Raw genomic sequence first — 12,162 nt, 5'->3', positions numbered from 1 at the left:
GCGCCGCGTCACTGACGTTCGCCGGAAGGTTTGTGACACCGGCGGTCGCTGGCGCGGGCGGAGGCTCCGTCCGGCGGGTACCCGACCGGGCCGCCGTGGGGAAGAAGGGAAGGGCCGGGAACGCCGGGCGGAATCGGCAGGCCTCCCGGCCCGCGGATCGCCGGCCAGCCCCGGCCCGGGACTGGGGGACTGGTCCCGGGCCGGTACCGCGTTGCCGACGTTCAGACTGCGGCCCCGCGGTCGCAGCTCGCTCGGGGGCGGGTCGAGCGGCCGGGAGCCGGAGCCGCCGACGGCAGAGGTTCGGGCCCGGTGAGGCACGGCCGCGTGCCGTCGGCGGTGCTGGGGAGGGTGCGGGCGGTGTCGCTCTCTCGGGGTGCCGTACCGTCGGCCCGTGCCGGGAAGCCGTCCCCGGTGCGGGGCTGCCGCCCGCGCCGCCGGACCGCGCCCCTTGTTTCCGGGTGAGTGCGCAGGCGGGCGGGTGAGCCCTCGCTCCCGGTTGGGCACGCAGCCCGGGCGGGTGAGCCGCCGTCTCCGGTTGGGTGCGCAGCCGTTCCGGAAGGTGCGCCCAATTACCGAGGGTGCGCCTGTTTCCGGCGGGCGCGCCCCGTTCCCGGTGGGTGCGCCCGTTGCCGGGCGGCCGCGCCCCCGCTTCGAGGCGCCCGTCGTGGTTACGAACTTCGGCGTGCCTTGATGCGTCGCTTGAGGGCGCGGCGTTCCGTCTCACTCGTGCCGCCCCAGACACCGAGGCTCTGATCGGTCTCCAGTGCCCACTCCAGACAGGGTTCCCTCACCGGGCAGCGTCGGCAGATCGCCTTCGCCTGTTCCGTCTGCAGCAGTGCCGGCCCGGAGGTACCGATCGGGAAGAAGAGGTCCGGGTCCTCGTGGCGGCACGCGGCATGCTGTCGCCAGTCGTCCATCGAAGTCACCTGCGATCGAAGTCGTACGTGCTTTTCCGGTTGAGTTGCTCTGCGTTGCTCCCGATCGGGTCACCGGTGGGAACGGAGTGAAACCGCAAGGACGGAACCGCCGTTCACTGCTCCCGCATGCCCCAGGGCGAGCCGTACGCCGTCAGCAGGTCGAGGAAGGGACGGGCGGGGAACGCCTCCGGGCCGAGCACGCCCGAGCCTGACCACGCGCCGGTGGCGAGCAGTTCGAGGGCGACGACCGGGTTGACGGCCGTCTGCCACACCACGGCCTGGCTGCCGTACTCCGCCATCGACCACTGGTTGTCGACCACGTGGTAGAGGTACACCTCGCGCGGCGCGCCGTCCTTCACGCCCCGCACCCACGTGCCCGCGCACGTCTTGCCGTGCATCCGCTCGCCGAGCGTCGCCGGGTCGGGCAGACAGGCGGCCACGACGTCCCGCGGGGAGACCGGCACCGGCCCCGCCGCGCTCGGCACGGTCACGGTGTCGGTGCGGTCGAGCCCCAGCCGGTGCAGCGTCTTCAGCGTCTCGACGAACTCCCGGCCGAGCCCGTACTTGAAGGTGACCCGGCGGGCGTCCACCCAGCGCGGCACCAGCAGCACCTCCTCGTGCTCCACGTTCACGCACTCGACGGGGCCGATGCCCTCCGGGAAGTCGAAGACCTCGGGCTCGCTGAACGGCTCGGTGGTGTACCAGCCGCGTGCGGCCTCGTAGATCACCGGCGGGTTCAGGCACTCCTCGATGGTGGTCCAGATGCTGAAGGAGGGGGCGAAGTCGAAACCGTCCACGGTGAGGTTCGCCCCATCCCGGACCCCGATCTCCCCGATCTCGTCGAAGAGCTCGTCGGCTGCGTACCGGGCGAAGACGTCCGACAGGCCGGGCTCCACGCCCATACCGACCAAGGCCAGCGCGCCCGCCCGCTCCCAGTCGGCGGCCTGCGCGAACTGCGCGTCGCCGAGCTTGACCCCGCACTCCTCGTACGGGCGGTCGGGGTGGGGGCGGGAGAGCGACATCGCCATGTCGACGTAGGTGGCGCCCGCCCTGCGCGCCGCGCCGAACAGCGGCATCACGAAGCGCGGGTCGGTGGCGTTGAGCAGTACGTCGCACCGGTGGTGGGCGAGCAGGCGGGCCACCGCAGCCTCGTCGCCGGCGTCGACGCGCTCGGGGACGAACCGGTCGTCGCCGGCGAGCGCCGCCACCGCCGCGGCCGCGCGGTCCGGGTCGTAGTCGGCGACGACCATCGCCTCGAAGAACGGACGCCGGGCCGCGATCCGGGTGATGGCGGTGCCCACGCCGCCGGCCCCCACGAGCAGTACACGCATGACGGAACTCCCTGTCGAGAAGTCGAGAACCGGAGAGTCGATGAGTCGATGAGTCGGACAGTCGAGAAGTCGTCAGGCCGGGGGAGCCGGCCCGACGGTCAGGTGCGCGCGCCTTGCCGTGGATACAACGCCGTCCGGCCACGTAAGGTCAATGGTGTTGGCATAAGGGTGGGAGAGATCGTGGCGAAACCGGTCGTACCGGAGGAGAAGCGGCGTCGGCGCCGGCCCACCAGGAGCGGCACCGTCCTGTCCGAGCGGCTCATCGTCGAGACCGCGCTGCGGCTGCTGAGCGAGCACGGCAGCGCCGGGCTCAGCGCCCGCCGTCTCGGCCTGGCCCTCGACTGCGATCCCAGCACCCTCTACCGGTACTTCCGGGGCATGGACGACCTGACCCTCGCCATCGGTGACGCGCTGATCGGGCAGGCCCTGCGCGGCTGGGAGCCCACGGGGGAGTGGCGGGCCGATCTGCACGGCATCGGGCTGCGCATCCACGCCGCGTACGTCGCGCACCCGCAGGCCGCCCAGCTGACCACCAGCCGCGTCACCGGCCGGCCCAACGAACTGGCTGCCGACGAAGCCGTTCTGGACGTTCTGCGCACGGCCGGTTTCCCGTTGCCGGACACCGTGCGCATCTACCACGCCTTCATCGACCAGACCCTGGCCTTCGCCGCCCTCGACGCGGCCTCCCTGGCCCTGCCGCGCGCCTCCCAGCGCGCCGACGACGCCATGTGGCGCTCGACGTACGCCCGCCTGCCCGCCACCACCCACCCCCGGATCGCGGAAGCGGCCCCGCTGCTGTCCACGCGCATGGTCACCAGCGCCTATCCGACGGCCCTGGAGATGTTGCTGGACAGCGCGGCGGCACGGCTGGCGGAGCTGGGTGCGGGGAGAGCCTGAATCCGTCGCTGCCTTGCGGCCATTCGCATCTGGTGGGCTGGCCGCGCCGGCCGTCGCTCGCCTCCCCCGTCCCCGTCAGGCGCCCAGCGCCTCGACCGCCGTCGTCGTCACGGCCTCCGCGACCGCCGCCAGTGCGGGGGAGTCCAGCTTCCACTGCTGCCAGTACAGCGGGACGTCCAGGGGCCGATCGGGCGCGAGGGAGACCAGTCGGCCGGAACGCAGCAACGAGCCCGCCTGCACCTCCGGGACCATGCCCCAACCCAGCCCGGCGACGACCGCGTCCAGGAAACCCTCCGAGGTCGGCACGGCGTGCCGTACCGGACCGGCCCCGCCGGAGCTGCGCGGAAGTCCGCGCACGAAGGTGTCCTGGAGGTCGTCGCGCCGATCGAACGTCAACACCGGCGCCCGGGCGAGGGTTTCGTGCAACGGACCGTCACCCAGGTGCCGGGCGACGAAGTCCGGGCCCGCCGCAGCCAGGTACCGCATCCTGCCCAGGGCGTGCACGGAGCACCCGGTCACGGGGTCGGGGGAGGACGTCACCGCGGCCATGACCAGTCCCTCGCGCAGCAACTCCGCGGTGCGCGTCTCGTCCTCCCGGTGGAGCTCGAAACAGAGCTGCGGCTCCCGGGGCACGCGGGTCAGGGCCAGCAGGAACCAGGTGGCGAGGGAGTCCGCGTTCACCGCGACCGTCACGCGGGTCGGCTCCCCGGCTCCGCTCATGCCCAGCTCGGCGCGCGTGTCGCGCTCCAGCCGGGCCAACTGGCGGGCGAACCGCACGACGATCTCCCCGGACTCCGTCGGCCGCACCGGCTTGGTGCGCAGCAACAGCACCCGGCCGGTGCGCTGCTCCAGCGCCTTCACCCGCTGGCTGACCGCCGACGGCGTCACGTGCAGGGCGGCCGCCGCCGCGTCGAAGGTGCCCTCGTCGACGACCGCGAGCAGGGTACGCACCTGGTCGAGAGGGAGGTCCGTCATCACGACTGCTAATGATACGTAAGAATCTTTAGCTGTACCCACGGTGATCGGTTCTCTAGCGTGGTCGCCATGACGCCCGCCCTCACCGCCGCGGCCGCAGGTTTCGGCACCGGTCTCTCGCTCATCGTCGCCATCGGCGCCCAGAACGCCTTCGTCCTGCGCCAGGGCATCCGCCGGGACGCCGTCCTCGCCGTCGTCGGGATCTGCGCGCTGTCGGACGCCCTGCTCATCGCCCTCGGAGTGGCCGGGGTGGGCGCGATCGTGGTGGCCTGGCCGGGTGCGCTGACCGCCGTCGCCTGGATCGGCGGCGCGTTCCTGCTCGGGTACGGGGCCCTCGCCGCCCGCCGGGTGTTCAGGCCGGGCGGCGCCCTGCGGGCGGAGGGCGAGGCCACCGGCTCCCGTCGGCGGGCGGTGCTCACCTGTCTGGCGATGACCTGGCTCAACCCGCACGTCTACCTCGACACCGTCTTCCTGCTCGGCACCGTCGCGGCCGACCGAGGCCCGCTGCGCTGGACCTTCGGCCTGGGGGCCGCGACCGCCAGCCTCTGCTGGTTCGCCGCGCTAGGCTTCGGCGCCCGGCTGCTCGGGAGTTTCCTGACCCGCCCGGCCGCCTGGCGTGTCCTGGACGGGCTCGTCGCCGCCACGATGATCGCCCTCGGCGTCACCCTCGTCGCCGGAGCCTGAGAGGACCGGTCGTCCGAGGCGTGAGACCGCGTGCTCATGGGCGACGTGACATCACAGCGGGTGCTGCGATAGTGACCTCCGACCCGAAAGATGTAACGAGCACACAGGACACCCGTGGACACGAGCGAGAGCAGCACCCCATCCGAGGCGGAGGCCGACCCGGGCGCCCCGGAACGCCCACGCCGCGGCTGGCGCCGCTGGGCGATGGACACCCGCCCCCTGCGCCGGCCCGCCTACCGTCGGCTGTGGTCCTCGACGATCGTCACGGCCGTCGGCAGCCAGCTCACCGCGGTCGCCGTGCCCAAGCAGATCTACGACATCACCGGCTCCTCCGCCTGGGTCGGCTACGCCGGCCTCGCCGGTCTGCTGCCGATGGTGCTGTTCGCGCTGTGGGGCGGCGCGGTCGCCGACACCATGGACCGGCGCAGGCTGCTGCTCGTCACGAACACCGGCATCGCCGTCACCTCGGTGCTGTTCTGGCTCCAGGCCGTCCTCGGACTGGACTCGGTGGCGGTGCTGATGGTGCTGCTCGCCGCCCAGCAGGCGTTCTTCGGACTCAACGCGCCCGCCCGCAACGCCTCCATCGCCCGCCTGGTGCCGGCGGAGGAACTGGCCGCGGCCAACGCCCTCGGTTCCACCGTCATGCAGACCGGCCTGGTCGCCGGGCCGCTGCTGGCGGGCGCCCTCATCCCCGTCATCGGCCTGCCCGAGCTGTACCTCATCGACGCGCTCGCCCTGTGCGTGACGCTGTGGGCCGTCGTCCGGCTGCCCGCGCTGCCGCCGCTCGCCGGTTCGGCCGTCCGCCGCGCCGGGGTGCGGGAGATCGCGGAGGGCTTCCGCTACATCTCCCGCCACAAAGTGCTGCTGCTGTCCTTCCTCGCCGACGTCGTCGCCATGGTCTTCGGCATGCCCCGCGCCCTGTTCCCGCAACTGGCCGCCGAGACCTATGCGCCTTACGGCGAGGGCCTCGCCCTGGGCCTGCTGTTCGCGGCGATCCCCATCGGCGCGGTGGTGGGCGGGCTGTTCTCCGGCACGTTCTCCCGCGCCCGCCGGCACGGGTTGATGGTCATCGGCGCCGTCATCGCCTGGGGCGTGTCCATCACCGGCTTCGGGCTGAGCTCCAGCCTCTGGCTCGCCGTCGTCTTCCTCGCGGCAGCCGGGATCGCCGACATGGTCTCCATGGTCTTCCGCGGAGCGATCCTCCTCTCCGCGGCCACCGACGAGATGCGCGGCCGTATGCAGGGCGTCTTCACGGTCGTCGTCGCGGGCGGACCCCGCCTCGCCGACGTCCTGCACGGCACCGCGGGCGCCGCGTTCGGCCCCCGCGCGGCCGTCGCGGGCGGGGGGCTGCTCGTCGTCGCCCTGATGCTGGGGCTGGCGGCGGCGACACCGGCCCTGCGCCGCTACCGCGTCTGAGGGCCGCCAGGCCGAGGCCGCCCGTCCGTCCCCCCGGCTAGAGAACCCGGCGCCGCTGCGTCCCGTACGACTCCATCAGCTTGCCCCGGGTGATCTCCAGCCGGTGCGCGAGGATCTCGGCCACGATGCGCACCAGCGTCAGCCCGAGCGCGGGATCCTCCTCGCACAGCTTGAGCACCGGCTGCGCCTCGAACTCGTAGGCCCGGACGGGGCTGAAGGCCTCGGCGCCGAAGTCCCACTGGTACGGCGGGAACAGCCAGGACCACCCGAGCAGGTCGCCGGCGCCGAGGCCGGCGACGGTGACCCGCTGCACGGAGGTGACCTGCTGGGTGAGCGAGACGGCGCCGGAGCGGATGACCCAGAACCGGTCGGCCGTGCCGCCCGCCTCGAAGATCCGCGTGTCCTCCGGGAAGGACACCTCCCGGGCGAGGGACATCAGGCGCTGGCGCTGGGGCGGGGGGAGGGCGGTCAGCAGTTTCGTGGCTTTGGTCATGGCGCGGGGCTCCTCGCCGGGGGAGGGGATTCCGGGTCGGTCCGTCCGGAGGGGGTGGTCTCCGGGTATCCCTCTCACCCATTTCAGCCGCTGCGGACGCCCAGAGCACCTCGGCGGACGGGACTTGTGTCAAACGGCAGGAAAAAGCCCTGGCTGGACGGGGGAAGCCAGCCAGGGCCGTTCTAAGGGTGGTGTACGGAGGAGCGTCGTCGACTCCGTCACCACGTATGTATGAACCGTAAACCATTCACGGAGTCCGTGCGTACCTGAAACCCGGCCACGTGACCTGTTTCACTTCGCCGCCCCCGTTCGCTCCGCCGCCGCCCCCGTTTCGCCCCGCCCGCGGGCCGCCTCACTCCGCATCCCGGGTGACGACCCTGATCGTCTCGAAGTCCGGGTCCGCGGGATCGGGCAGGTTCATGCCCGCCTCCTTGCCGGTGCTCAGGTATCGCAGCACGGGCTCGGTCAGGCGTTCGCCGGGGAGTACGGCGGGGATACCGGGCGGATACGGCGTGATCATCTCGGCGGCGACCCGGCCGGCCGCCTTGGACAGCGGCACGTGTTCGGCCGGCCCGAAGAACGCGTCACGGGGCAGCAGCGCCTGGGCCAGCCGCAGTTCGGACGGCGCCGGCACCTCCATCCGCGGGGCGGGCCGCAGGTCCGGCGCCGCGTGCGCCAGGTCCTTGAGGGCGGCGAGCAGCTCCCCGGCCGTCTCCCGGTCGTCGGCGTGGGTGATCTGGGCGCCGATCCGGCGGTGGTCGGACAGGTGCATGTCCGTGGCGCGGTGCTCGCGCAGCCAGTCCGCGGCCTGGAAGCCCGAGATGCCGAGTCCGTCGACGTCGATGACGCCCGGCAGTGGGTCGAAGTCGTCCGCCAGTCCGGGCCCGCAGAGGTCGTTCCGGTCGTTGACGTGCATTCCGTCGATCTGCTCGATGGCGGCCCGAACCTCCGCCGCGAGCTCCAGCGCCCCTCCCATGAGTTCCTCGCCGTGCAGGCACATCTGGCGTCGCCAGCCGTCGAGCCCGGCGTACAGCAGCACCGACGGGCTGGTGGTGCCCAGCAGGTCCGCGCGCATCTTCAGCAGTTCCGCGGGGACGAGATCGCCCTGCAGGTGGAAGACGGACCCCTGTTCCAGTCCGCTGCCCATCTTGTGGATGCTGGTCACGCAGATGTCGGCACCCGCGTCCATCGCCCACGACGGCAGCGCGGGATGGAAGGGCAGGTGAGCCCCCCACGCCTCGTCCACGATCAGCGGGACCGAACGGCGGTGGCAGACCTCGGCGATCGCCCGCAGATCCGCGCAGGCGCCGTACGGCGTCGGGCTCGTGACCAGGGCGCCCTTCGCGTCGGGATGGATCTCGAAGGCCTTCTCGAACTCCTCGGCGGACGGCGGATGCGCCAGGTGCCGTTCCGCGTCCCAGCGCGGCTCGACCCAGACCGGCTCGATTCCGGAGAGGATCAGGCCCGACACCACCGACTTGTGCGCGTCGCGTCCGATCAGCAGCTTCTCGTGCGGACCGGCCACCGACAGCATCGCGGCCTTGACCGACAGGGAACTCCCGCACGTCGAGAAGAACGTGTGGTCGGCGTGGACCGCGTCCGCCATCAGTTCCTCGGCCCGCTCCAGGACACGGCTCCGCGTCAGCCGGTCGTCGAGCCCGCCCGACGCCAGCATGTCACCCAGGAACACCGCGTCCCCCAGCACCGCCCGCACCTCGGGATCGGCGCCGCGAGCCTGCTTGTGCCCCGGCGGTGAGAATCCCAACCGCCCCTGGCGGTGGTAGTCGACGAGAGCTTCCAGTACGGGTGCGCGGGTGTGGTCGACTGTCATGCACACCGGGTTCCCGCGCGTCCGGCGGCCAATCGAGCGGAGGCCGGACGCCCCGGTCGCGGCGGAGCGCTGAGCCGAGCGGGGCGCGCGGCCCACGGCCGCCCGCCGTCGTCGCGGCCTCGTGTGCCTCGTCGTCCACCGCGTCGGGTGCCGACAGACGCGGAGCTGGTCCGGCCCTTGCTGCGGGTGCACGACCGGCCCTTGCTGCGGGTGCTGGTCCGGTCGGTCCTGTGGCGCATGCTGGTCCGGCCCGTGTGGCGCGTGCTGGTCCGACCGTGCGTCACCTACTCGTCCGGCTGTGTGCCGCCTTGCGGGGCCGGCCGTTCGGCCTGTGCGCGTCCGGCTGTTCGGCGGGTGCGCGCTGTCGCGTCCGTGTAGGGGCCCGTCGTGTGCGGGGGCCGGGCGTTCCGTCGCGTTCGGTGGGCCGGCGGGGGAGCGCCCCGCCGCCGTCGCGTTCGGCCGTGCGCGGTTCGCGTTCGTCCGGCCGTCCTCGCGTCCGCGCGCCCGCGGAGGGCGAGCGCGCCCGAGCCCGTCATCAGGGCTCGGGCGCCGCGCGATCCGGCCTCACGGTTCGGCCGGGTGGTGGCCCGGCGTCAGGATCTCGTCCACGACGTCGAGAACCGCCTCGTAGGACAGGGCCCGCACGTGCGCGTCACGCGCCGCGTCCGGGTCGGTCCGCCCCAGTTCCTCGCTCCGGGTCCGCCAGGTGCGCAGTTCCTCGCGCGCGCAGGCCCTGGCGCGCTGGATGCGGCGCAGCAGTTCGTCCGAGTCCACGACATCCGTCATGCACTCCGCGTACCCCCGCGAGACGGGACGATGACACGCGAAGAGGCCGTGCGCGGAAGGTTTGGCCAGGCCCACGAGGGCCAGCCGAAGAGAGAGGGGCCGCGCCGCCCGGCAGGGAGAGGGCCGGGTGCGGCCGCCCAGCCGGACGCGGTCGGGCCGGACCGCCGGCCGCCATCGGTGCAGCGCTACTTCACAGGCTCAGGGACCGATCGGTCACGCGGCGAACCACAGAACCACAGGCCCGCCCGCCGGCCCGTCGACCCGTCGATCAGCAGCGCAGGGAGCGAAAGGATGCCTGGCAACCACACGACCGACCACCGCGCGGACGCAACGGACGGCCCGGTCGGCCGCACAGGACAGCGACCGTGCCGCCCGTCCGACGTCCGGGCCGCCATACGGCGCGCGGTCGCCGGACGCAGCGGGACCACCGGCCGTCCGTACGACGAGGAGGCCCTCTCCGACGCCCTGCTCGTCGCCTCCGAGCTCACCACCAACGCCATCCTCCACGGCGGCGGCGTCACCGGCTTCGACGTCGACGTCGAGGAACAGGCCGTGCGGGTCTCGGTCAGCGACCGCAGCGACCGCATGCCGGTGGCCTCCGACCCGTTCGACGAGGCCGGGCGGCGCCGCACCGGCGGACGCGGCTGGCCGATCGTGTGCCGGCTGGCCCGGGACGTCCGGGTGTCCGACCTGCCGGCCGGCGGCAAGCGCATCACCGCCGTCGTGCCGGTCTTCTGAGCGGCGCGCGTCGCGTGCACCGCACGCGGGCGTGGCCCCGATGTCCTGTCCGTGATCCACGGTGCAGGGCAGGCCGTCGGTGGGTTCGGCTGCCGGGGAAGCCGAATGTCCTGTGCGCGACGAGGTCGAGCGACTCGTGCACGAGGGGCGTTCCGTGGTTCCTCCGCGTCGGCCGAACGGCCCGGCGCGCGAGGGGAGTTCTCGTCGGGGATGTCGGCGGAGAGGGCCCGGCGGACGGCCGGGAACGCCGACGGGGCGGCGCACGCCGACCCGGTGTCGGAGTACACCGCCCGGGGGCGGGACGAGGTGCGGGAGGCGGCCCGCGCGGTCATGGCGGCTACTTCGGGTCGCGGTTGAACGTCGAGGTCGACCAGAAGTAACCGAGGACCGCGAGCCCCAGGCACCAGACGACGGCGAACCACCCGTTGTGGCCGATCCCGGTGCCGAGCAGCAGGCCCCGCAGGGTTTCGATGGCGGGCGTGAACGGCTGGTACTCGGCGATCGGCTGGAACCAGCCGGGCATGGACTCGACCGGGGTGAAGGCGCTGGACAGGAGCGGCAGCAGGATCAGGGGCATCGCGTTGTTGCTGGCGGCCTCGGCGTTCGGGCTGATCAGGCCCATACCGACCGCGATCCAGGTGAGCGCCAGGGCGAAGAGCACGAGCAGCCCGAACGCCGCCAGCCACTCCAGGGCGGTGGCGTCCGTGGACCGGAAGCCGATGGCCACGCCGACGGCGCCCACCAGGACCACGCTCACGACCGACTGCAGCACACTGCCGACGACGTGCCCGACGAGCACCGAAGGGCGGTGGATCGCCATCGTGCGGAAGCGGGCGATGATGCCCTCGCTCATGTCGTTGGAGACGGACACCGCGGTGCCGATCACGGTGCTGCCGATGGTCATCAGCAGCAGGCCAGGGACGACGTACGCGATGTACGCGGAGCGGTCCGGACCGCCGCCGCCGATGCCGGCGCTCATCGCGTCGCCGAAGATGTAGACGAAGAGCAACAGCAGCATGATCGGTGTGAGCAGCAGGTTCAGGGTGAGGGACGGATAGCGCCGCGCGTGCAGGAGGTTGCGGCGCAACATCGTGGCCGAGTCGCGAACGGCGAGGGGGAGGGAGCTCATCGGACGGTCTCCTCGGTCAGGTCGGGAACGTCGGCTGGGCCGGTCAGGGCGAAGAACACGTCGTCCAGGTCCGGGGTCTGCACGGACAGCTCGTCGGCCTCGATGCCGGCGGCGTCGAGCCAGTCGAGGACGGCGCGCAGCTCGCGCTGACTGCCGCCGCTGGGGATCTGCAGCGCCAGCGCCTCGTCGTCCCGGGTGACCTCGCGCAGAGCGGAGGCGGCGGCCTGGTAAGCGGCCGGGTCGGAGAAGCGCAGCCGCACGTGTCCGCCGGGGATGAGCCGCTTGAGCTCCTCCGCGCTGCCCTCGGCGGCGATCTTGCCGCCGTTGAGCACCGCGATGCGGTCGGCGAGCTGGTCGGCCTCGTCCAGGTACTGGGTGGTGAGGAAGACGGTCACCCCGTCGGCGACCAGCTCGCGGATGATCTGCCACATGGTGTGGCGTGAGCGCGGGTCGAGGCCGGTGGTCGGCTCGTCGAGGAAGATGATGCGCGGGTCGCCGACCAGGGTCATGGCGATGTCGAGGCGGCGCTTCATGCCGCCCGAGTAGGTGGAGGCGGGCTTCTTCGCCGCCTCGGTGAGGTCGAAGCGCTCCAGCAGCTCGGCGGCGGTGCGGCGCCCCTCGCCGCGGGAGAGGTGGTGCAGGTCGGCCATGAGGAGCATGTTCTCCTCGCCGGTGATCAGGCCGTCGACGGCGGAGAACTGGCCGGTGACGCCGATCGCGGCCCGCACCGCCTGCGGGTCGGCGGCGAGGTCGTGGCCACCGATGTGGATGCCACCGGTGCCCGGATCGGCGGAGATCAGGGTGGAGAGGATCTTCACGGCGGTGGTCTTGCCGGCGCCGTTCGGGCCGAGCAGGGAGAAGATCGTTCCCGCGGGGACGGCCAGGTCGACGCCGTCGAGCACGACCTTGTCGCCGTAGGACTTGCGCAGCCCGTTCGCCGCGATGGCCAGGTTCGTCATGACGGG

The 12,162-nt window shown here is 72.8% G+C and carries 12 protein-coding genes; 4 read left to right on the top strand and 8 right to left on the bottom strand.

The window, feature by feature from the left end:
* Positions 1-668 precede the first annotated feature (668 nt).
* Positions 669-917 (bottom strand): WhiB family transcriptional regulator, encoded by a 249-nt coding sequence (locus tag ACIHAR_RS34900; RefSeq protein ID WP_365466561.1) that lies wholly within the window; start codon positions 915-917, stop codon positions 669-671.
* A 113-nt stretch (positions 918-1,030) separates the two neighbouring features.
* Positions 1,031-2,248, bottom strand: coding sequence for a saccharopine dehydrogenase family protein (locus tag ACIHAR_RS34895; protein WP_400023230.1), 1,218 nt, complete (start codon positions 2,246-2,248; stop codon positions 1,031-1,033).
* Between the two features lie 180 nt (positions 2,249-2,428).
* Here ACIHAR_RS34895 and ACIHAR_RS34890 point away from each other — a divergent pair, with 180 nt between their 5' ends.
* On the top strand, positions 2,429-3,145 hold the full coding sequence (locus ACIHAR_RS34890) for a TetR/AcrR family transcriptional regulator (protein WP_365466557.1): 717 nt from the start codon (positions 2,429-2,431) through the stop codon (positions 3,143-3,145).
* Between the two features lie 75 nt (positions 3,146-3,220).
* Here ACIHAR_RS34890 and ACIHAR_RS34885 read toward each other — a convergent pair whose 3' ends face one another.
* Positions 3,221-4,120 carry a LysR family transcriptional regulator ArgP gene (locus ACIHAR_RS34885; RefSeq protein ID WP_400023229.1) on the bottom strand — a complete coding sequence of 300 codons (900 nt, stop codon included), beginning with the start codon at positions 4,118-4,120 and terminating at the stop codon, positions 3,221-3,223.
* A gap of 69 nt (positions 4,121-4,189) precedes the next feature.
* Between ACIHAR_RS34885 and ACIHAR_RS34880 the strand changes: the two genes are divergently transcribed.
* Positions 4,190-4,804, top strand: a complete 615-nt coding sequence (locus ACIHAR_RS34880) for a LysE/ArgO family amino acid transporter (protein WP_365466554.1) — start codon at positions 4,190-4,192, stop codon at positions 4,802-4,804.
* Between the two features lie 114 nt (positions 4,805-4,918).
* Entirely contained in the window at positions 4,919-6,220 is a 1,302-nt protein-coding gene (locus ACIHAR_RS34875; protein WP_400023227.1) for an MFS transporter, read from the top strand.
* Positions 6,221-6,257: 37 nt separating this feature from the next.
* On the opposite strand, the gene ACIHAR_RS34870 is transcribed toward ACIHAR_RS34875, so the two are convergent.
* From ACIHAR_RS34870 to ACIHAR_RS34860, 3 genes are all read right to left on the bottom strand, one after another.
* Positions 6,258-6,713: a cyclic nucleotide-binding domain-containing protein gene (locus ACIHAR_RS34870; protein WP_365466550.1), complete on the bottom strand. Its 456-nt coding sequence runs from the start codon at positions 6,711-6,713 to the stop codon at positions 6,258-6,260.
* Positions 6,714-7,065: 352 nt separating this feature from the next.
* Entirely contained in the window at positions 7,066-8,544 is a 1,479-nt protein-coding gene (locus tag ACIHAR_RS34865; RefSeq protein ID WP_400023225.1) for an aminotransferase class I/II-fold pyridoxal phosphate-dependent enzyme, read from the bottom strand.
* Between the two features lie 564 nt (positions 8,545-9,108).
* A complete protein-coding gene (locus tag ACIHAR_RS34860; RefSeq protein ID WP_365466546.1) occupies positions 9,109-9,330 on the bottom strand; it encodes a hypothetical protein in 222 nt (73 codons plus the stop codon).
* 291 nt (positions 9,331-9,621) lie between these two features.
* Between ACIHAR_RS34860 and ACIHAR_RS34855 the strand changes: the two genes are divergently transcribed.
* Positions 9,622-10,068 carry an ATP-binding protein gene (locus tag ACIHAR_RS34855; RefSeq protein ID WP_365466544.1) on the top strand — a complete coding sequence of 149 codons (447 nt, stop codon included), beginning with the start codon at positions 9,622-9,624 and terminating at the stop codon, positions 10,066-10,068.
* Between the two features lie 337 nt (positions 10,069-10,405).
* Here ACIHAR_RS34855 and ACIHAR_RS34850 read toward each other — a convergent pair whose 3' ends face one another.
* Both ACIHAR_RS34850 and ACIHAR_RS34845 read right to left on the bottom strand, forming a co-directional pair.
* On the bottom strand, positions 10,406-11,197 hold the full coding sequence (locus ACIHAR_RS34850; RefSeq protein WP_400023224.1) for an ABC transporter permease: 792 nt from the start codon (positions 11,195-11,197) through the stop codon (positions 10,406-10,408).
* Positions 11,194-12,156, bottom strand: a complete 963-nt coding sequence (locus ACIHAR_RS34845) for an ATP-binding cassette domain-containing protein (protein ID WP_400023222.1) — start codon at positions 12,154-12,156, stop codon at positions 11,194-11,196. Before ACIHAR_RS34845 ends, ACIHAR_RS34850 begins: the two co-directional genes overlap by 4 nt.
* Positions 12,157-12,162 lie beyond the last annotated feature (6 nt).

It is taken from the genome of Streptomyces sp. NPDC052016, from assembly GCF_044548445.1.
Taxonomy (GTDB): domain Bacteria; phylum Actinomycetota; class Actinomycetes; order Streptomycetales; family Streptomycetaceae; genus Streptomyces.
This window is presented reverse-complemented; position numbering and strand designations above follow the sequence as displayed.